This is a genomic window from Tsukamurella sp. 8F, assembly GCF_029167375.1.
In the GTDB taxonomy this organism is placed as follows: domain Bacteria; phylum Actinomycetota; class Actinomycetes; order Mycobacteriales; family Mycobacteriaceae; genus Tsukamurella.
Genome location: NZ_JARFTP010000035.1, coordinates 1 through 18,446 on the forward strand (window position 1 = coordinate 1; position 18,446 = coordinate 18,446).

Here is an 18,446-nt window from a genome sequence, read left to right on the forward strand (position 1 = left end):
CTTGCCCCGCGCGCCGATGAGGTCGTCGGCGTGGGCTTGTTGCGCGGCGGTGGGTGCCCAGCGCGGCGGGAATTCGGGGGTGTTGGTGAGGCCGGTCAGGACGACGTCGCGGACGGTGAGCGGTACGTCGAGGCGGTGGCGGGGGTTGACGTGGCCGATGTGGGTGCGCAGTTCGCGCATGTCGACGCGGCCGAGGCGTTTGCCGAGGACGTCGACGGTGCCGCGGGTGGGGTGTCCCGCCGCGCCGCACAGCGTGAGCAAGGTGCTCTTCCCGGCGCCGTTGGCGCCCAGTAGGACCCAGTGTTCGCCGCGGCGGACCGTCAGGTCCACACCTGCGAGGAGTGCGCGGCCGGCGCGCACCAGGTCGACGCCCCGCAGTTCCAACACCGAATGTTCCGAACCCGAATCACACACGGCGCCGAGCGTATCCCCGTGCCAGACTGAGCCCATGACGAGGTGGGATCCCGCGCAGTACCTGGAGTTCGGCAACGAGCGGACCCGGCCGTTCATCGACCTGCTGGCGCGGGTCCCGGTGGACGCGCAGACCGTCGCGGATCTGGGGTGCGGCCCCGGCAACGACGTGCCTCCGCTGCGGCGGCGCTGGCCGGATGCGCGCATCGTCGGGGTCGACTCGAGCCCCGAGATGATCGAGCGCGCCCGCGCTGTGGAACCGGGGGTCGAGTTCGAGATCGGCGACGTCGCCACGTGGGATGGGAGCGCGGACGTGGTCGTCACCAACGCCACGCTGCAGTGGGTTCCGGGCCATCGCGCGCTTCTTCCGCGTCTTGCCGATTCGGCGTCGAAGGCCTTCGCGTTCCAGGTGCCGGGCAACCACATCTCGCCTTCACACGTCCTCATGCGCGAGATCGGTGCCGAGTTCGGGGTTCGCGACGTCCGCCCGCTCGAGGTCGCGACCGCTGGCGAATACCTGGCCGACCTCGCCCGCCCCGGCTGGGACGTCGACGCGTGGGAGACCACGTACTGCCACGTCCTGCGTGGTGAGGACCCTGTCTTCGAGTGGGTGTCGGGCACCGGCGCCCGCCCCTATCTGCAGGCGCTCTCGGACGCCGATCGGCCGGATTTCGTCGCGAGATACAAAGCCGCGCTTCGTGATGCCTACCCGAAGACGGAGATCGGCGGTGCGCCAGCGACGGTCCTGCCCTTCCGTCGCGTCTTCGCCGTGGCCACCCGGCACGGAGTGGCCCGTTTGTCGGCCGGAGCGGGTGGGCACCCTCAATAGGGCGTTGCCCTGCCGCTGCCACCGAGATCCGGACCGTGTTCCTCGAGGGCATAGTCGCGGAAGGCGCGCACCGCACGGGGGAGAGGAACCTCCGGTCGCCAGATGATCCCGACGTCTCGCGTCGGCGCGGGCCCAGACAGGGGCACCAGGCGCAGACCAGCGGGCAGCAGGGGGTCGTCCTCCATCGGCATGAGGGCCACGCCCAAGCCCGCCGCGACCAGCCCTGCGATCGTGAACAGCTCCGAGCTCTCGAACGTGATGCGCGGACGGAACCCCGCTGCGGCGCAACGCTCCTCCAGGATTCGTCGCATCCCGAACTCGGGGTGCATCGTCACGAACTCGCAGTCCGCAGCGTCGGCGAGGTGCACGGTCGAGCGACCGGCAAGGGCGTGGTCGGCGGGTACGGCGAGCGCGAGGCGCTGCTCCGAGAGCCGTCGCCACGCGACGGCCCCCGTCGCAGGCCGGGGGGACACGACGGCGAGGTCGGCCTCGTCCGCGAGCACCCGCTCCGTCACCGTCCCCGCCGCGAACTGTGAGAGCTGGAACCGCACCCGAGGCTCGACCTTCCGGAATCCCGAGACGAGCCTCGGCACCAGGGATACGCCGAACGAGTGCAGGAAGCTCAGTCGCACCGTCCCCTGCGACGGGCTCGCCAGATCCGCGATCTCGGCTCGTGCCTGGTCCAGCTCCGCCCGGGCCCGCCGCGCGTGGTCCAGGTACACCTCACCGTGCGCGTTGAGTACCAGCCGCCCGTGCTCGCGGTCGAACAGCGGGACTCCGAGCTCGGTCTCGAGCCGCGCCAGCATCCGCGACAGTGTCGGTTGCGCCACCCCTAGCTCCGCGGCTGCGTCGGTGACGTGCGCGTACTCGGCCAGTGTGATGAAGCGCACGAGCTCGTCGTGGGTGCTCACGCTCCACCTGCATTCATGCGCCGATGCTATCGAAAGGCCGAAAACAATGCATTTCCCGCATGGCTGGCGAGGGTGCACCGTCGTCCCTATGACCGCCGTCGAATCCACGAGCCATATCCGCGCGGGAACGCGCGAGTACCGGCGGATCACGCTCGCGCTGTTCGTCGCGGGCCTCACGACCTTCGGGTCCATGTACTCGACGCAGGCGGTCTTGCCGGCCCTCACGGACACGTTCGGCGTCGCTCCCGCGGTATCGGCCCTCGCGATCTCCGCCACCACCGGCGTGCTGGCGTTGGCGATCATCCCGGTGAGTGGGCTATCAGAGAGGTACGGACGTACCAGAGTGATGACCGCGTCCGCCGTGCTGGCCGTCGCGCTCGGCCTGCTGGTGCCACTCGCGCCGACGATGCCCGTCCTCCTCGCGCTGCGAGCGTTGCAGGGCATCGCGCTCGCCGGGGTGCCCGCCGTCGCGATGGCGTACCTGGCGGAGGAGGTCGACGGGCGCGATCTCGGCGCCGCGATGGGACGTTACGTCGCGGGCACGACGGTGGGCGGCCTGCTCGGCCGCGTCGTCACGGCGTGCGGACTCGACCTCGTGGACTGGCGTTGGGCGATGGAGGTGTTCGCGGGCCTGGCCGCACTGCTGACGCTCGTGCTGATTCGAAACCTTCCCACCTCCAAGCATTTCCATCCGCGCCCGACATCGCTGACGCGAACGCTCCGTGGCGTCGTCGGGCATCTGCGTACCCCTGCCCTCGCCACCTTGTTCGCCCTGGCGTTCCTGCTTATGGGCGGGTTCGTCTCGGTCTACAACTTCCTCGGATTCCGCTTGCTGGCCGCGCCCTTCTCGCTGCCCGAGGGCGTGGTCGGGCTGGTCTTCCTCATCTATCTGGCCGGGACGTGGTCATCGGCGGCGGCGGGACGTCTCGCCGACCGAGTCGGGCGCCGGACGGTGCTGCTGGCCGGCATCGCGACCATGGGCGCCGGCCTGCTGCTCACGGTCCCCGTGTGGCTCCCGACGGTGTTGCTCGGCGTCGCCGTGCTGACCGCCGGCTTCTTCGCTGCGCACAGCGTCGCCAGCGGATGGGTGTCCGCGATCGCCACCGAGCACCGCGCCGAGGCGTCCTCGGCCTACCTCTTCTGCTACTACGTCGGCTCGTCGGTGCTGGGCGCGGCCGCCGGACTCCCGTTCGGAGCGGCCGGGTGGGGCGGGATAGTGGGCTCGGTCGGGGTGGCGGTGCTCGCCGCCCTGCTGCTCGCCGGGCTGGTTCTGCGCCGCGGCCGTAGGGTGGATTCGTGACCGACAACATCCGCATCGGAGTCCAGTTCGTCCCCCAACACCACGCCAGCTACCAGGCGATCCGCGACAACGTCGTGCGCCTGGAGGACGCCGGCGTCGACATCGTCTACAACTGGGATCACTTCTATCCACTCAGCGGTGACCCGGACGGCACCCACTACGAGTGCTGGACCATGCTCGGCGCGTGGGCCGAGCAGACCTCGCGCGTCGAGATCGGCGCGCTGGTCACCTGCAACAGCTACCGCAACCCGGACCTGCTCGCCGACATGGCGCGCACCGTCGACCACATCTCGGACGGGCGCCTGATCCTGGGTATCGGGTCGGGCTGGTTCGAGCGCGATTACATCGAGTACGGCTACGAATTCGGCACCGCGGGCAGTCGTCTCGACGACCTGGGTGACGCCCTGCCGCGCATCACCTCGCGCTGGGGCAAGCTGAATCCCGCTCCACTGCGCGACATCCCGATCCTCATCGGAGGGGGAGGGGAGAAGAAGACGCTGCGTTACGTGGCGCAGTATGCGAGTGCCTGGCACTACTTCGTCGACGTCGCGAGCTACCGGCACAAGTCCGAGGTTCTGGCGCGGCACTGCGCGGACATCGGACGCGACCCGAAGGAGATCGAGCACTCCGCAGGCCTTCGCGGGGACGACGCCGACGAGGTGCTGGCCCTCGCGGATCAGCTGCTCGCCGAGGGTGTCCGGCAGTTCACCGTGAACCTCGCGGCCCCCGACTACGACTACACCGTCATCGACGCACTGGTGCGCTGGCGCGACGGGCAGGCGTGACTAAGCTGCTACGCATGAGCTACGGGACCCTGATCCTGCTCCGCCACGGCGAGAGCGAGTGGAACGCCTCCAACCAGTTCACCGGGTGGGTCGACGTGCCACTCACCGACAAGGGACGCGCGGAGGCGCAGCGCGGCGGTCAGCTGTTGAAGGATGCGGGCCTGCTGCCGGACGTCCTGTTCACGTCGCTGCTGCGTCGAGCCATCACCACCGCGAACATCGCACTGGACGAGGCCGACCGTCTGTGGATCCCGGTGATCCGGGACTGGCGGCTCAACGAGCGCCATTACGGCAAGCTGCAGGGCCTCGACAAGGCCGAGATCAAGGAGCAGTACGGCGACGAGCAGTTCATGCTCTGGCGCCGCAGCTACGACACCCCGCCCCCCGCGATCGACGCCGACAACCGGTACAGCCAGACGAACGACCCGCGGTATGCCAAGCTGCCGCAGGTGCCGGTCACGGAGTGCCTGCTCGACGTCGTCAAGCGATTCGTCCCGTACTACCAGGCGATCATCGAGCCGGTCGTGGCGCAGGGCAGTACGGTGCTCGTCGCCGCGCACGGGAACTCGCTGCGCGCGCTCGTGAAGCACCTGGACGACATCTCCGACGAGGACATCGCCGGCCTCAACATCCCCACCGGCATCCCGCTGGTGTACCGCTTCGATCAGGACGGCTCCGTCGCGAATCCGGGTGGGGAGTACCTCGATCCCGAGGCCGCGGCCGCCGGGGCGGCGGCCGTCGCGAACCAGGGAGCCAAGTAGCGCAGCTCCCCGACGCGGCCGCCCCTACCGATCCGGAAGCGGGGCGGCCGTTCTCGGTTATCAGCTTCGTCATAGGTTTCTGACGGCGGTCGCATGGTGTCCCCGACTAACGTTGTGGCAGGCGCCACAACGGCGGCGTATGACAAGCGGAGGTGGACGAAGATGGCGGACGTGCGGGTATCCCATTCTCCCTCGGAGGAGCGCTACGTGCTCACCGTCGACGGCGATCAGGCCGGTTACATCGACTACCTCGACGAGATCGACGTGCGGGTGCTCACAGCGACGGTGGTTCAGGCTCCGTACGCCGGCAACGGCTACGCGGCACAGCTCGCGAAATACGCGCTCGACGACATCCGCTCGGAGGGCAAGCACGCTCGTACCGTCTGTACCTACGTCGCGGACTACGTGGCCAAGCATCCCGAGTACGCCGATATGACGTCCGTGTAGTCGCGTCCCTACCCGGTCCCACGCGGCGGGACCCTCGGATAGCCATGTCTCCCGTCCCTAAGTAGACTCCCGGCACGTGACCATCGCCTTCTGCGTGGCCGCGGCAGCCATGGGCCTCGTGGTCGGGTGGCTGATCCGACTCATGGTCGAGCGCCGCCCGCGCCCGCCGGAGCTCGACGCCGACCGCATGACCGTCGCCGAGCTCCTCGAGGCGGTCGTGCAGTCCGCGCCCGGCGGCGTCATGGTGGTCGATCGCTTCCGCGACGTCCTGGTCTTCAATCGGCTCGCGGAGGAGTACTCGCTGGTGCGCGACCAGCTCGTCGACGAGCGCGTGTGGCAGGCGTCGAAGCGCACACTCGACACCGGCCGTCCCGCGACGGCGGACTTCGTGTCCCGGCGCGCGTCCGATCGCTCGGAGGTCGCGGTGCGCTGCAGCGTCCAGCTGATCTCGGGCCCCGCCCTGCCCGGGGGCCCGGTCGAGCGGTACGCCGTGGTCTATGCCGACGACGACACCGACACCCAACGCCTCGAGGCCACCCGCCGCGACTTCGTCGCCAACGTCTCGCATGAGCTCAAGACGCCCGTCGGCGCGATCGGCCTGCTGTCCGAGGCCCTGTTGGAATCGGTCGACGACCCGGAAGCGGTGGCGCACTTCGGCACGCGCGTCCTCACCGAATCCACGCGCATGGGGAACATGGTCAACGAGCTGATCGCGCTCTCGCGGCTGCAGGGCGCCGAGCGGCTTCCCGACCTGGGCGTGGTCGATATCGACGACGTCGTGGGGGAGGCCGTGGCGCGGGCCCAGACGACGGCCGAGGCGAACCGCATCACCCTGCTCGTCGACGAGCCGTCGGGTCTCGAAGTCCGCGGCGACGACACGCTGCTGCTCACGGCGCTGTCCAATCTCATCTCCAACGCGATCGCGTACTCGCCGCAGAACACCACCGTGTCGATCAGCCGCCGCGAGCGCACCGTCTCGGGCCGGTCGACCGTCGAGATCGCCGTCACCGACCGCGGCATCGGCATCGCGGCAGAGGACCAGGAGCGGGTGTTCGAGCGCTTCTTCCGCGTGGACAAGGCGCGCTCCCGGATGACCGGCGGAACGGGACTCGGGCTCGCGATCGTCAAGCATGTCGCGGCCAACCACGGGGGCAGCATTAAGCTCTGGAGCAAGCCGGGCACGGGCTCGACGTTCACCATCGTCCTGCCCGCGGCCGCCGGCCCGACCGACCCGAACCCGACCGAGACCCACCCCAGCCACAACGAGGAAGTGCTCCGGTGACACACGTTCTGATCGTCGAAGACGAGGAGTCCCTCGCCGACCCGCTCGCGTTCCTGCTCCGCAAGGAGGGCTTCGAGACCACCGTCGTGGGCGACGGTGCCGAAGCCCTGCGTCACTTCGACTCGGCCGGCGCCGACATCGTCCTTCTCGACCTCATGCTCCCCGGCATGAGCGGGACCGACGTGTGCAAGCAGCTCCGCACCCGCTCGTCCGTGCCGGTCATCATGGTCACCGCGCGCGACACCGAGATCGACAAGGTGGTCGGCCTCGAGCTGGGAGCCGACGACTACGTCACGAAGCCGTACTCGGCGCGTGAGCTCATAGCCCGTATCCGGGCCGTGTTGCGGCGCGGCGCCGACAGTCAATCCGCAGACGACTTCGACGACGGTGTGCTCGAGGGCGGGCCGGTGCGGATGGACGTCGAGCGCCACGTCGTCTCCGTCGGCGGCGAGCCGGTCACGCTGCCGCTCAAGGAGTTCGACCTGCTCGAGTACCTGCTGCGCAACAGCGGTCGCGTGCTCACCCGGGGGCAGCTCATCGACCGCGTGTGGGGAGCGGATTACGTGGGTGACACCAAGACCCTCGACGTACACGTCAAGCGCCTGCGCTCGAAGATCGAGTCCGACCCGGCGAATCCGAAGCACCTGGTCACCGTCCGGGGCCTGGGCTACAAGCTCGAGCCGTGAGTATCGACACCCGGCTCGCCGAGGCGCGCGCCGGTCTGCAGCGGATCGAGGCGGCCGACGTGCCGTCCGAGATCGCCGCCGGCGCGGTGCTCGTCGACATCCGGCCCGCTGCGCAGCGCGCCGCCGAGGGCGACGTGCCCGGCGCTCTGGTGATCGAGCGGAACGTGCTCGAATGGCGGCTCGATCCCGCGTCCGACGCCCGGATCCCCGAGGCGGGCTCCGCCGACACCCGCTGGTTGATCCTGTGCTCGGAGGGCTACGCGTCCTCGCTCGCCGCCGCGTCGCTGCAGGCCGTCGGGTTGGCACGGGCCACCGATGTGGTCGGCGGATTCCAGGCGATGCGCGCCGCGGGCGTGGCCTGACGCCGGTAAGGATGCCGGCTCCAGCAGGCGCCGGTACGGCGTGCCCGGGCCTCGCATAGCGGGATCTGGACCACGCTGACCGCAAACCTTCCCCGCGCCGCCGTCCCGGCGCACCCTGGCGCCATGACCGCGCCGACCACGTTGACCCTTACCGACCTGCTTGCGCGCACCGCGGGGTACGCCGACGACGTTCGCGCCGGCCGGTACGGACCCGGGGAGTGGCCGCGCACCGAGCGCTGGGCCGAGCGCCTGCACGCGGACGACGAGCACGATGTCTGGCTGATCTCGTGGGTGCCGGACCGCTCGACCGAACTCCACGACCACGCCGGTTCCCTCGGCGCGTTGACCGTGGTGGCCGGTGCGCTGTCCGAGGTCAGTTGGAACGGAAGCGGCCTGCGCCGGCGCCGACTCGGCGTCGGCGACGGGGCCGAGTTCCCCCTCGGCTGGGTGCACGACGTGACGCGCCACGCCTCGGCGGTCGACGGCGCCGTCGCACCCTCGTTGCCGCCGACGCTGTCCGTGCACGCGTACTCGCCCCCGCTGACGGCGATGTCCTACTACGACGTACGGGACGGCCGTCTGCGGCGCGTGCGCAGCGAGCTCACCGACCGGCCGGAGCCCTAGATCTCCACGTACTTGATGTCGTAGTCGAGACGCTCTGTGGCGGCGACTGTTGCGGGATGCACGGCGACGAGGTGGTCTCGGCGTGCGGCGCACTCGCGCGCCAGGAACTCGTACGCCTCCTCGCCGATCAACTCGGTCAGCTCGGGACCATAGGAGATGTAGACCTCCTGCGCGCCGATGTGGGCATCGGGGGAACCGCTGCAGTACCACTGCAGGTCTGCGCCGCCCGGGCCCCAACCGCGCCGGTCGTACTCGGTGATGACGGTCCGCAGGATCTCGACGCCGTCGGGTCGTGTCACCCAGTCCTGGGTACGACGCACGGGGAGCTGCCAGCACACGTCGGGCTTGACGGTCAGGGGCTCGAGGCCCTTGCGCAGCGCCATCGCATGCAGCGCGCAGCCGATGCCGCCCTCGAAGCCCGGGCGGTTGAGGAAGATGCAGGCACCGTCGACGCGCCGCGTGCGGATCGCGGGCTCGTCCTCGAGCTCGTCCTCCTCCAGGTACCCCTTCTTGCCAAGGCCTTTACGGCGCAGTTGCCAGTCCTCGTCGGTGAGCATCGCGACTGCCTTCTTCAGGCGTTTCCGATCGTCCTTGTCGGACAGGAACGCCCCGTGCGTGCAGCAGCCGTCCGGCTGCCTGCCGGGCTCGATGCCCTGGCAGGCGGGCGTGCCGAAGACGCACGTCCACCGCGACAGGAGCCATGTCAGGTCGGCGGCGATGAGATGCTCCGGGTCGGCGGGGTCGACGAATTCCAACCATTCCCTGGGGAAGTCGAGATCCACCTCGGGCGCGGGCTGGCGCACCGAAGGCATCGGCAGGTCGGTCACGGTAGTCCACGGTAATCCGGGGGCGCCGCCTCTGCTCGCGCCGGGCGGCAGTTAAATTGTGCGCGTGAGACTAGGCGTCCTCGACATCGGTTCGAACACGGTTCATCTGCTGGTCGTGGATGCACACTTCGGCGGACATCCGACGCCGATGAGCTCGACGAAGGCCACTCTGCGGCTGGCGGAGAAGATCGAGAAGCACGGCGCGCTGTCCGCTGCCGGGGCGCAGCAGCTCACCTCGACGGTGGCCGAATTCACCGAGATCGCAACCACCTCGGGCTGCGAGCAGGTCATGGCCTTCGCGACGTCCGCGGTCCGCGACGCCACCAACTGCGATCAGGTGCTAGCCGACGTCGAGACGGCCACCGGGGTCGAGGTGTCCGTGCTGTCCGGCACCGACGAGGCGCGCCTCACGGCGCTGGCCGTGCGCCGCTGGTACGGCTGGAGCGCGGGCCGGATCGTCGATCTCGATATCGGCGGCGGGTCCCTCGAGCTCTCCAACGGCGTCGACGAGGAGCCCGATGTCGCCCTGTCCCTGCCGCTCGGCGCGGGGCGACTCACCCGGGAATGGCTGCACGACGACCCGCCGGGCCGGCGCCGCGTGAACGTGCTCCGCGACTGGCTCGACGCCGAGCTCGCGCCCGCCGCGGCCCGTATCCGCGACGCCGGGGCCCCCGACCTCGCGGCAGGCACCTCGAAGACCTTCCGCTCGCTCGCACGCCTCACGGGTGCGGCGCCGTCGTCGGCCGGTCCGAGGGTCAAGCGGACGCTCACGGCGTCCGGATTGCGCCAGCTCATAGCTTTCATCTCGCGTATGACGGCGTCCGACCGGGCCGAGCTCGAGGGCGTCAGCTCGGACCGGGCGGGGCAGTTGGTCGCGGGCGCCCTCGTGGCCGAGGCGGCGATGCGCGCGCTGTCGCTGGACTCGCTCGAGATCTGCCCGTGGGCGCTGCGCGAGGGCGTGATCCTGCGCCGCCTCGATACCAGCGCCGGTCAGGATTAGACGCCGGTTCGGGTACGGACACGGTGTGTCCGCGGCGTGGGATGGATGCGCCGTCGATATACACTGCCGAAAGATCGGGCTTGACTGCACACAACAGGGACGGTGACACGCATGACTGACGATTCGCGGCCGATCTCGGTTGCGGAACTCCTGGCACGGAACGCCGCCGCAAGCGGCGGATCCGATCAGGCACCCGCTTCCGGCAGGCGCGGGCGGCGGCATCGCGGCGGGGAGCACTCCGTGACCGTCGCCGAACTGACCGGCGAGATCCCCGTCGTCAAGGACGGCGAGGAGGGCGAGCCCGCGTCCGACGGCGCCGAGGCCGCCGAGGCACAGCCCGCTACCGAGTCACCTGCCGCCGCCTCCGCCCAGCCCGTGGCCGGAGAGCCGATCGAGGCCGAGGTCACGGACGAGGCGCCGGCAGAGCACGTCACCGAAGTGCGCGATGCCGATGTCACGGACGTCGAGGTCACGGAGGTCGCGGCTGAGCCCGAGGCCCACGAGGTCGACGCGCATGAGGTCGACCCGCATGAGGCGGGTGGCCACCAGACGGACGACCACGAGACCGACGTCCAGGATCGAGTGGGCCCGGCGAGCGAGCACGGTGGGCAGGCCGAGCACACCGGACAGCAGCAACCGCCGCGGCGTGCGTCGCGTGTCGAGGGATTCGACACAGCAGCGTTCGAAGCGGCCGCCGCGGACCCGTCGGGCCCCGACACAGGGGTGTTCGCAACGCGCCGGCCGGAGACGCCCGACGCTCACGCCCCCGAGCCCCAGACGCCCGACGCGCCCGCGCAGGCGTGGTCGAACTGGGGCGGTGAGTCGGGCCCCGGCATGGCGACGGCCGACTTCAGCACCGCCTCGGTCGCGGAGCGTGCGGGGGCGGGTGAGCCGCCGTCGGCCGAGGCGACGGAGCAGACCGCGGGCCACGCGCCCGATACCGCGTCGTTCTCGCTGAGCCGTATCGCGCAGGGCGACGCGCCCACGGAGGACCTCCAGGGCTCCGATGTCGAGGCGGCCCGCGCGTACGCCGCCGAATACCCCGATGTTCAGCACCCCGCGGGCACCGGTGCGACGGACGCGGTCGCGGAGGCCCCCGCGAAGCCCGCGCGCGGACGCACCGCGCTCGGCTGGCTCGCGCTGCTCGGCGAGGTCGTGCTCGGCCTGGCCGCGGGCGCCGCGGTGTTCTTCGGATTCCTGCAGCTGTGGAGCTGGGGCGGCGGCGCGGCCACCATGATCTTCACGGTGATCCTCGCGTTCGTGGTGATCATCGCGCTGGTCACGTTCACGCACTTCCTGCGGAAGACGACGGATCTTCTGACCCTGGGACTCGCGCTGTTGGTGGGTCTCGTGATCACGTTCGGCCCGTTGCTCATGTATCTCTCCACCCGCTCGGCGTAGCGCGGCGATGTCGGGCGGACCGATCGCCGTCGGCCTGTCCACCGCATCGGTCTATCCGGAGAAGGTCGAGTCCGCGTTCCGCTACGCGGCCGAACTCGGTTACGACGGCGTGGAGCTCATGGTGTGGGCCGAGTCGGCCACGCAGGACGTCGCGGAGATCGCCGGCATGTCGATGCGATACGACGTCCCCGTCTTGTCCGTGCACGCGCCGTGCCTGCTGATCTCGCAGCGGGTGTGGGGCAACGACCCCGCCGCCAAGCTGGCCCGGGCCGTGAACGCAGCCGAGGATCTGGACGCGGACACCGTGGTCGTGCATCCGCCGTTCCGTTGGCAGCGCCGCTACGCCGACCAGTTCACCGACCTCGTGGCGAGTCTCGAGGACGACACCGAGGTCGCGGTGGCAGTCGAGAACATGTTCCCGATCCGGCTGGACGGCTTCTTCGGTCGCTTCGAGACCTCGGCCGAGCGGCTGCGACGGCGCGGCGGCGACCCCGGGCCCGCGCTGTCGGCGTTCTCCCCGTCCATCGACCCGACCGACGTCGGCTTCGCGCACTACACGCTCGACCTCTCGCACACGGCGACGGCGGGGATGGACGCCCTCGCCCTCATGGACCGGATGGGTGACGGCCTGTGCCACCTGCACCTCACGGACGGCCTCGGAGCCTCGGTCGACGAGCATCTGCTGCCCGGCCGCGGTGCGCAGCCGTGCGCGGAGGTGCTGCGTCGGCTCTCGCGGGGCTTCAGCGGGCACGTGATCCTCGAGATCGGGACGGGCTCGGCGAAGAACTCCGACGAGCGCCGTGCGATGCTCGGGGAGGCCCTGGCGTTCGCCCGGGGGCACCTGGCCGGCGGCTGATCCCGCGCCGCGGCAGGGTGGGACCTGAAGTTTAAGGAGAGCACCGACGTGGCGAGCTTCGCCGACCTCATCGCGGTCACCGAACGACCCGCGGGCCCGGACGGGACCGTCGACTACATCGCGAACATCGACCCCACGTGGACAGTCGGACCCAAGGTGCACGGCGGTGCGATGCTCGCACTGTGCGCCTCCGCGGCGGCCGCGGCGTACCGAGCGGGCGACGGAGCTTCTCCGACTGCGCTGCCGGCCGTCGTGGCGGCCGATTTCCTGTCAGCGCCGGATCCCGGTGAGGTCGTCCTGCGTACGCGGGTCGTGAAGCGCGGCAGGACCACCTCGGCGGTCGATGTGGAGCTGTTCCAGGGCGACGGCACGCGGGCCAGCGTGCGGGCATCGGTGACGCTCGCCGAGCCCGAGGACGGCGAGCCGCGCTACGACGACGGCTCGTCGAGTTTCCTGCCACCCGAGCCGGCGGAGGACGCGATCGCCGTCGAGGGCGACAACCCGATGGCGCAGATCTTCCACGTGTCCGGTGCCGCGGACGTACGGTACGACGCGTCGGCGACACAATTCCTGCGCGGCGAGAAGGGTGCCGCGGAGACCCGCGGCTGGGTCCGGCTGCGCGAGTCCGGCGGTTCCGGCGGGCTGTCGGACGCCCTCTTCGCGCTGCTGTGCGGTGACATCTCCGTGCCGGTGGTCGCGAACCTGTCGATGTACGGGTGGGCGCCGACGCTGCAGCTCACGGGTACCGTGCGGCGTGTACCGGCGCCCGGGTGGCTGCGCTTTCGCGCATCGTCGGCCGTGGTAGGGCAGCGCTGGTTCGAGGAGGACCACCTGATCGTCGACGCGGCGGGACACGTCGTGGCGAGCACCCGGCAGCTGGCGATGTTGCCGAAGGACTGAGGAGGAGCGAGAAGTATGGATCTCACGCTGATCGGTGGCGGCCGGATCGGGGAGGCCCTGCTCGGCGGGCTGATCGCCGCAGGCCACGAGCCCGGGACCCTCACCGTCGTCGAGCACTCCGCCGACCGTGGCGCGAAGCTGGCGGAGCGCCACGGTGTCAACGCTGTGACCGCCGCGGATGAGGGCCTGGCAGGTGCCGACGTCGTGGTCGTTGCGGTGAAGCCCGACGTCGTGGACTCCGTCCTGCCCGCGATCGCGGCGGCCGGGGTGCCGCTCGTGGTGTCCGTGGCCGCCGGTGTTCCGCTGCGGCGGTTCGAGGCGGCGCTACCCGACGGCACCGCCGTGGTGCGGGTGATGCCCAATACCCCGATGCTGGTCGGCAAAGCCATGAGCGGCGTCGCGGGGGGCGCGGCCGCCACAGAGGCACATGTCGCCACCGTCGTCGAGCTCATGTCGTCGGTGGGGGAGGTGCTCGTAGTGCCCGAGTCGAAGCTCGACGCGGTGACCGCACTCTCCGGTTCGGGGCCGGCCTACCTCTTCCTCGTGGCCGAGGCGATGATCGACGCGGGAGTGGACCTCGGCCTCACCCGAGACCAGGCGAGTCTGCTCGCGACGCGCACTATCGAGGGTGCAGGTGCACTAATGGTTGAGACTTCTCAGAGCCCGACCGAGCTGCGGGCCGGAGTCACCTCGCCTGGCGGCACGACTGCGGCCGCAGTCCGCGAGCTCGAGAAAAATGGGCTTCGACCTGCGTTTTATTCGGCGACGCGAGCCTGCGCGGAGCGGTCGGCGGAGCTTGGAGTGAGCTGATCGAGAAATCGATCAGCTCACTCCCGTCGCAATTTCACCACTGGTACCGCTAAGCTGCACGAAGCACGTGCGTGTCTGGTCCGCCGGAGGGGAAGCCGGCGGCGCGACGCGTGCCGGAGGTATGGAGTAGATGGCACCCAGGAATCTGGATACCGGAAGCAAGAAGCCTGCCGAGCTGTCGCCGGTGGAGTCGGGCGGTGGCTCGTCGTTCCTCACCGTGGCGGAGGTCGCGACGCTCATGCGAGTGTCGAAGATGACCGTGTATCGGCTGGTCCACAATGGCGAGCTGCCCGCGGTCCGCGTCGGCCGCTCGTTCCGAGTGCACGAGAAGGCGGTTCACGACTACCTGCAGACGTCGTACTTCGACGCAGGGTAGGCCGCCTGGATTTCGCCAGGGCCCGGCGGGCGGGTAGGGTAGAGAGCTGCTGCGCAGCCGCTACCCGGCACGTCCCGGGTCCGGCGACCGCGCCTGTTGCCCCAGTACGAGATGCAGAACGTGAGGAACCCATGGGTTCAGTGATCAAGAAGCGCCGCAAGCGCATGTCGAAGAAGAAGCACCGCAAGCTGCTCCGCCGCACCCGGGTGCAGCGTAGGAAGCTCGGCAAGTAGCGCATCGGCGCCGTCGGCCCCGGTCGATCACCGAACGTGTGAATTCCGCGAGAACCCGCCCGGCATCGGGCGGGTTCTCGCGTATCTCGGTAGGGTGAGCCGATGACCGACGCCCCAGTGCCCGCGCCACGCGTGGTGATGGTGACCGGCGCCTCCACCTTCATCGGCGGCTACCTGGTCCGCCGCCTGGCCCAGCAACCAGATATCGAGCGCGTCATCGGCGTCGACGCCGTGCCGCCCACCAAGGACATGCGGCGCCGCATGGAGCCCGCCGAGTTCATCCGTGCCGACTACCGCAGTCACATCTTCGGCAAGATCATGGCCACCAACGAGGTGGACACGGTCGTACACGCTGCCACGTCCATCACCGACGACCACTGGCCGTCCGCCGCGACCAAGGACGCCATCGTGTTCGGATCGATGCGCGTGTTCGCCGCCTGCCAGAAGTCCGAGACCGTGAAGCGCGTCGTGATGCGCTCGTCGACCCACGTGTACGGCTCACGGGCGAAGGCACCGTCGTTGCTGACCGAGGATGCGGTGACGGGGTACGCCCCGCCCGGGCACGCCCGCGACCTGCTGGACGCCGAAGCGTACGCCCGCAGCATGGCGCGTCGGCGGCCGGACATCGCGCTCACCATCCTGCGCACCGCGCCCATCATCGGCCCGGACGTCGAGACCATGTTCCGGTCGTTGTTCGAGCGGCCCCTGGTGCCGACGATCTTCGGGCGCGACGCGCGGTTGCAGCTCCTGCACCAGGAGGATGCGCTCAGCGCGCTCGAGCGCGCCGTGGTAGCGGGTAGGCCGGGGACGTTCAACGTCGCCGGCGACGGTGCGATCTCGATGTCCCAGGCCATCCGCATCGCGGGCCGCATCGAGTTGCCGGTGCTGCGGCCCGCCCTCGGACTGACGGTCAGCGCGATCCGCGGGCGCGCCTCGTTCTCCGGTCCGCGCGCGCACCTGGCGTACCTGACGTTCGGCAACGCATTCGACACCTCGCGCACCATGGCCGAGCTCGGCTTCGTGCCGCGTTATTCGACGCGCGCCGCAATGGAGGACGCCACGCGCAGGGCACCGATGGAACCTACAATCAGTGTGGATTCGATAACGGCTGTGGAACAGCGGGTGGTCTCGTTGGCGAGACGGTTGGCTACGGTAGGGACCAGATGACTAAGGCACAGACCGGACAGCACGCGAAGGTCCTGCAGCTGCCGGTGTCGATCGACACCGCGCGGCGCGCGACCGGTCGCGAGCGCGCGCAGCAGCGGCATCCATCCGCGCTGGCGGGCGAGCGGACGGCGCGGCGATCGGCGACGGTGCATCCGCTCAAGCCCGAGTCGGATGCGTTGGCCGGAGCAGAGGCCGAGCGCGCGTGGCGGACGCGCGCTGCCGACCAGGTCGCGGAGGGTGCCGCCTTCGTGCGCGAACGCCTCACGGGTGACTACGACATCGACCAGTTCGGCTTCGACCCGCACCTCACGGATGCGGTCTTTCTGCCGGCGCTGCGGCCGGTGTACGACAAGTGGTTCCGGGTCGACACGGCCGGCATCGAACATCTGCCCTCGGAGGGCGGCGCGCTGCTCGTGGCCAACCACTCCGGCGTGATCCCGCTCGACGGCTTGATGTCCGCCGTGGCGGTCCACGACAACCACCCGCAGCAACGTCACCTCCGCCTGCTCGCTGCAGACCTGGCGTTCGAGTATCCCGTCGTCGGCGAGGTCGCGCGCAAGCTCGGCGCCACCGTCGCCTGCAATGCGGACGCCGAGGCGCTGCTCTCACGCGGCGAGCTGGTCGCGGTGTGGCCCGAGGGGTTCAAGGGCATCGGCAAGCTGTATCGCGATCGATACAAGCTGCAGCGGTTCGGCCGCGGCGGCTTCGTGACGGCGGCGATCCGCGCGCAGGTGCCCATCATCCCGGTGTCCATAGTGGGCGCCGAGGAGACGTATCCGATGCTGTACGACGTCAAACCCGTCGCGCGGCTGCTGGGGCTTCCATACGCGCCGATCACGCCGTTCTTTCCATGGCTGGGACCGCTGGGAATGGTGCCGTTGCCGTCGAAGTGGCATATCGAGTTCGGCGAGCCGATCCCGACGGACACATACGGTGCCGCCGATGCCGACGACCCGATGGTCGTCTTCGAGCTCACCGACAACGTCCGCGAGACCATCCAGCAGTCCCTCTACCGCGTCCTCGCACGCCGGAAGAACATCTTCCAGGACTATTGACGCTCCACGCCTTCGGAATGGCGCGGCTACTTGCGGAGGTACTTGATCGCCGCTGCCGTGCCGCCGGCGGCGACGCCGACGCCGAGTGCCGTGGGGACACCGATGCGTGCGGCCTTCCGGCCGGTTCGGTAGTCGCGTATCTCCCAGCCGCGGACCCGCGCGACCTCGCGGAGGGCTGAGTCGGGGTTGATGGCGACGGCTGTGCCGCACAGCGAGAGCATCGGCACGTCGTTGTGCGAGTCGCTGTACGCCGTGCAGCGCTTGAGATTCAGGCCCTCGCGGATGGCCAGCGACCGGACGGCGTGCGCCTTGCCCAGCCCGTGCAGGATGTCGCCGACCAGTTGGCCCGTGAAGACGCCGTCGACCGACTCCGCAACAGTGCCCAGCGCCCCGGTGAGGCCGAGGCGCGTGGCGATGGTCTGCGCGAGTTCGACGGGGGTCGCGGTCACCAGCCACACCTGCTGGCCCGCATCGAGATGCATCTGTGCGAGCGCCCGGGTGCCGGGCCAGATCTTGTCCGCGATGACCTCGTCGTAGATCTCCTCGCCCAGCAGCCGCAACTCCTCGGTGGATCGCCCGGCGATGAAGGACAGTGCCTTGTCGCGGCCGGCGGAGACGTCCTCCGAATTCTCCTTGCCGGTGAGGCGGAACTTGGCCTGCGCCCACATCGCGCTCGCCATGTCGCCGTAGCTGAAGTACTGGCGGGCCGCGAGGCCGCGCGCGAAGTGCACGATCGAAGCGCCCTGCACCATGGTGTTGTCGACGTCGAAGAAGGCCGCGGCCGTGAGGTCCGGCGGGACCGGCTCGTCACGGTCCTTGGGGTCGACGTTCTCCATCAGGATCGAATGCGCGGCATCGGCGCTCGCCTCACCGGCCTGGCTCTGCCGACGGTGCTCCTCGCTCGACTCGCGGGACCCGTGCGACCACCACGTGGGCGCGCCGCCGGAGCGGGCCTGCCCGCCGCCGGTGTCGGCCTGTGAATCGCGGACGGACTCGTTGTCCGCGCCGGCCGCCTGGTCGTTCTCGCCTGATTCGGGGCCCGGACCGGGTTCTGACACGGCAACCTCCCGCGGAGTCGATATCCACCTGCACACTCGTCCCCAACCTTAGCCGCGCGACACGGACGCGGAGTGGGACACTCCACACATGGAGTCCGAAGCGACCGACGGCCCGGTGGTGACCCTACTGACGCGCGACGGGTGCGCGATGTGTGTCCGTGCGCGCGCCGAGCTGGAGCACCTCTGCGTAGAACTCGGCGCGGTACTGGAGGTCGTCGACGTGGACGTCGCGGAGGACCGTGAGCTGCGCGCGGAGTACGGCGACACCCTCCCCGTCGTGCTGCTGCAGGGCGCGGAGCACTCGTACGGGGAGGTCGACGGCGCGCGCCTGCGTGCGGACGTCGCGCGCCTGCGGGTCGGGTAGG

At 70.1% G+C, this 18,446-nt stretch carries 23 protein-coding genes; 19 read left to right on the plus strand and 4 right to left on the minus strand.

Annotated elements, in window-relative coordinates; all coding sequences use genetic code 11:
• A partial coding sequence (locus tag P0W64_RS19330) for an ATP-binding cassette domain-containing protein (protein ID WP_275481802.1) occupies positions 1 to 414 on the minus strand: 414 nt, incomplete at its 3' end.
• 34 nt (positions 415 to 448) lie between these two features.
• Here P0W64_RS19330 and P0W64_RS19335 point away from each other — a divergent pair.
• Entirely contained in the window at positions 449 to 1,240 is a 792-nt protein-coding gene (locus tag P0W64_RS19335; RefSeq protein WP_275481803.1) for a methyltransferase domain-containing protein, read from the plus strand.
• On the opposite strand, the gene P0W64_RS19340 is transcribed toward P0W64_RS19335, so the two are convergent.
• Positions 1,234 to 2,151 (minus strand): LysR family transcriptional regulator, encoded by a 918-nt coding sequence (locus tag P0W64_RS19340; RefSeq protein ID WP_275481804.1) that lies wholly within the window; start codon positions 2,149 to 2,151, stop codon positions 1,234 to 1,236. The two genes, P0W64_RS19335 and P0W64_RS19340, sit on opposite strands and share 7 nt — an antisense overlap.
• An 88-nt stretch (positions 2,152 to 2,239) precedes the next feature.
• Between P0W64_RS19340 and P0W64_RS19345 the strand changes: the two genes are divergently transcribed.
• From P0W64_RS19345 to P0W64_RS19380, 8 genes are all read left to right on the plus strand, one after another.
• Positions 2,240 to 3,451 carry an MFS transporter gene (locus P0W64_RS19345; RefSeq protein WP_275481805.1) on the plus strand — a complete coding sequence of 404 codons (1,212 nt, stop codon included), beginning with the start codon at positions 2,240 to 2,242 and terminating at the stop codon, positions 3,449 to 3,451.
• On the plus strand, positions 3,448 to 4,236 hold the full coding sequence (locus P0W64_RS19350; RefSeq protein WP_275481806.1) for an LLM class F420-dependent oxidoreductase: 789 nt from the start codon (positions 3,448 to 3,450) through the stop codon (positions 4,234 to 4,236). The genes P0W64_RS19345 and P0W64_RS19350 overlap by 4 nt, the downstream gene beginning before the upstream one ends.
• A 14-nt stretch (positions 4,237 to 4,250) precedes the next feature.
• Complete coding sequence (locus P0W64_RS19355) at positions 4,251 to 4,997, plus strand: phosphoglyceromutase (protein WP_275481807.1); 747 nt, start codon at positions 4,251 to 4,253, stop codon at positions 4,995 to 4,997.
• A 162-nt stretch (positions 4,998 to 5,159) separates the two neighbouring features.
• Positions 5,160 to 5,444, plus strand: coding sequence for a GNAT family N-acetyltransferase (locus tag P0W64_RS19360; RefSeq protein WP_275481808.1), 285 nt, complete (start codon positions 5,160 to 5,162; stop codon positions 5,442 to 5,444).
• A 142-nt stretch (positions 5,445 to 5,586) separates the two neighbouring features.
• Positions 5,587 to 6,726, plus strand: a complete 1,140-nt coding sequence (locus P0W64_RS19365; RefSeq protein WP_275481854.1) for an ATP-binding protein — start codon at positions 5,587 to 5,589, stop codon at positions 6,724 to 6,726.
• Complete coding sequence (locus P0W64_RS19370; protein ID WP_275481809.1) at positions 6,723 to 7,412, plus strand: response regulator transcription factor; 690 nt, start codon at positions 6,723 to 6,725, stop codon at positions 7,410 to 7,412. Before P0W64_RS19365 ends, P0W64_RS19370 begins: the two co-directional genes overlap by 4 nt.
• Positions 7,409 to 7,774: a rhodanese-like domain-containing protein gene (locus P0W64_RS19375; RefSeq protein WP_275481810.1), complete on the plus strand. Its 366-nt coding sequence runs from the start codon at positions 7,409 to 7,411 to the stop codon at positions 7,772 to 7,774. The genes P0W64_RS19370 and P0W64_RS19375 overlap by 4 nt, the downstream gene beginning before the upstream one ends.
• A gap of 123 nt (positions 7,775 to 7,897) precedes the next feature.
• Positions 7,898 to 8,398, plus strand: coding sequence for a cysteine dioxygenase (locus P0W64_RS19380; protein ID WP_275481811.1), 501 nt, complete (start codon positions 7,898 to 7,900; stop codon positions 8,396 to 8,398).
• On the opposite strand, the gene P0W64_RS19385 is transcribed toward P0W64_RS19380, so the two are convergent.
• A complete protein-coding gene (locus P0W64_RS19385; protein WP_275481855.1) occupies positions 8,395 to 9,210 on the minus strand; it encodes a hypothetical protein in 816 nt (271 codons plus the stop codon). The two genes, P0W64_RS19380 and P0W64_RS19385, sit on opposite strands and share 4 nt — an antisense overlap.
• A 79-nt stretch (positions 9,211 to 9,289) precedes the next feature.
• Between P0W64_RS19385 and P0W64_RS19390 the strand changes: the two genes are divergently transcribed.
• From P0W64_RS19390 to P0W64_RS19430, 9 genes are all read left to right on the plus strand, one after another.
• Positions 9,290 to 10,225: a Ppx/GppA phosphatase family protein gene (locus P0W64_RS19390; protein WP_275481813.1), complete on the plus strand. Its 936-nt coding sequence runs from the start codon at positions 9,290 to 9,292 to the stop codon at positions 10,223 to 10,225.
• A gap of 111 nt (positions 10,226 to 10,336) precedes the next feature.
• Complete coding sequence (locus P0W64_RS19395) at positions 10,337 to 11,626, plus strand: hypothetical protein (protein ID WP_275481814.1); 1,290 nt, start codon at positions 10,337 to 10,339, stop codon at positions 11,624 to 11,626.
• Between the two features lie 7 nt (positions 11,627 to 11,633).
• Positions 11,634 to 12,482, plus strand: coding sequence for a sugar phosphate isomerase/epimerase (locus P0W64_RS19400; protein WP_275481815.1), 849 nt, complete (start codon positions 11,634 to 11,636; stop codon positions 12,480 to 12,482).
• A gap of 48 nt (positions 12,483 to 12,530) precedes the next feature.
• Entirely contained in the window at positions 12,531 to 13,382 is an 852-nt protein-coding gene (locus P0W64_RS19405) for a thioesterase family protein (protein ID WP_275481817.1), read from the plus strand.
• A gap of 15 nt (positions 13,383 to 13,397) precedes the next feature.
• Entirely contained in the window at positions 13,398 to 14,192 is a 795-nt protein-coding gene (gene proC, locus P0W64_RS19410; protein ID WP_275481818.1) for a pyrroline-5-carboxylate reductase, read from the plus strand.
• 130 nt (positions 14,193 to 14,322) lie between these two features.
• Positions 14,323 to 14,568 (plus strand): helix-turn-helix domain-containing protein, encoded by a 246-nt coding sequence (locus P0W64_RS19415; RefSeq protein WP_275481819.1) that lies wholly within the window; start codon positions 14,323 to 14,325, stop codon positions 14,566 to 14,568.
• 131 nt (positions 14,569 to 14,699) lie between these two features.
• Positions 14,700 to 14,801, plus strand: a complete 102-nt coding sequence (locus tag P0W64_RS19420; RefSeq protein ID WP_003402602.1) for an AURKAIP1/COX24 domain-containing protein — start codon at positions 14,700 to 14,702, stop codon at positions 14,799 to 14,801.
• A 102-nt stretch (positions 14,802 to 14,903) separates the two neighbouring features.
• A complete protein-coding gene (locus P0W64_RS19425) occupies positions 14,904 to 15,968 on the plus strand; it encodes an NAD-dependent epimerase/dehydratase family protein (protein ID WP_275481820.1) in 1,065 nt (354 codons plus the stop codon).
• Entirely contained in the window at positions 15,965 to 17,023 is a 1,059-nt protein-coding gene (locus tag P0W64_RS19430) for a lysophospholipid acyltransferase family protein (RefSeq protein ID WP_275481821.1), read from the plus strand. The genes P0W64_RS19425 and P0W64_RS19430 overlap by 4 nt, the downstream gene beginning before the upstream one ends.
• Before the next feature lie 26 nt (positions 17,024 to 17,049).
• Here P0W64_RS19430 and P0W64_RS19435 read toward each other — a convergent pair whose 3' ends face one another.
• Positions 17,050 to 18,081, minus strand: a complete 1,032-nt coding sequence (locus P0W64_RS19435; RefSeq protein ID WP_275481823.1) for an HAD-IB family hydrolase — start codon at positions 18,079 to 18,081, stop codon at positions 17,050 to 17,052.
• 88 nt (positions 18,082 to 18,169) lie between these two features.
• Here P0W64_RS19435 and P0W64_RS19440 point away from each other — a divergent pair, with 88 nt between their 5' ends.
• Positions 18,170 to 18,445 (plus strand): glutaredoxin family protein, encoded by a 276-nt coding sequence (locus P0W64_RS19440; RefSeq protein ID WP_275481825.1) that lies wholly within the window; start codon positions 18,170 to 18,172, stop codon positions 18,443 to 18,445.
• Position 18,446 lies beyond the last annotated feature (1 nt).

Excerpts from the sequence above, each read along its gene's own strand:
- P0W64_RS19335 (WP_275481803.1), top strand. The coding sequence starts at position 449 with ATGACGAGGTGGGATCCCGCGCAGTACCTGGAGTTCGGCAACGAGCGG.
- P0W64_RS19345 (WP_275481805.1), top strand. The coding sequence starts at position 2,240 with ATGACCGCCGTCGAATCCACGAGCCATATCCGCGCGGGAACGCGCGAG.
- P0W64_RS19355 (WP_275481807.1), top strand. The coding sequence starts at position 4,251 with ATGAGCTACGGGACCCTGATCCTGCTCCGCCACGGCGAGAGCGAGTGG.
- P0W64_RS19360 (WP_275481808.1), top strand. The coding sequence starts at position 5,160 with ATGGCGGACGTGCGGGTATCCCATTCTCCCTCGGAGGAGCGCTACGTG.
- P0W64_RS19365 (WP_275481854.1), top strand. The coding sequence starts at position 5,587 with ATGGTCGAGCGCCGCCCGCGCCCGCCGGAGCTCGACGCCGACCGCATG.
- P0W64_RS19380 (WP_275481811.1), top strand. The coding sequence starts at position 7,898 with ATGACCGCGCCGACCACGTTGACCCTTACCGACCTGCTTGCGCGCACC.
- P0W64_RS19385 (WP_275481855.1), bottom strand. The coding sequence starts at position 9,210 with ATGCCTTCGGTGCGCCAGCCCGCGCCCGAGGTGGATCTCGACTTCCCC.
- P0W64_RS19395 (WP_275481814.1), top strand. The coding sequence starts at position 10,337 with ATGACTGACGATTCGCGGCCGATCTCGGTTGCGGAACTCCTGGCACGG.
- P0W64_RS19400 (WP_275481815.1), top strand. The coding sequence starts at position 11,634 with ATGTCGGGCGGACCGATCGCCGTCGGCCTGTCCACCGCATCGGTCTAT.
- proC (WP_275481818.1), top strand. The coding sequence starts at position 13,398 with ATGGATCTCACGCTGATCGGTGGCGGCCGGATCGGGGAGGCCCTGCTC.
- P0W64_RS19415 (WP_275481819.1), top strand. The coding sequence starts at position 14,323 with ATGGCACCCAGGAATCTGGATACCGGAAGCAAGAAGCCTGCCGAGCTG.
- P0W64_RS19420 (WP_003402602.1), top strand. The coding sequence starts at position 14,700 with ATGGGTTCAGTGATCAAGAAGCGCCGCAAGCGCATGTCGAAGAAGAAG.
- P0W64_RS19425 (WP_275481820.1), top strand. The coding sequence starts at position 14,904 with ATGACCGACGCCCCAGTGCCCGCGCCACGCGTGGTGATGGTGACCGGC.
- P0W64_RS19430 (WP_275481821.1), top strand. The coding sequence starts at position 15,965 with ATGACTAAGGCACAGACCGGACAGCACGCGAAGGTCCTGCAGCTGCCG.
- P0W64_RS19440 (WP_275481825.1), top strand. The coding sequence starts at position 18,170 with ATGGAGTCCGAAGCGACCGACGGCCCGGTGGTGACCCTACTGACGCGC.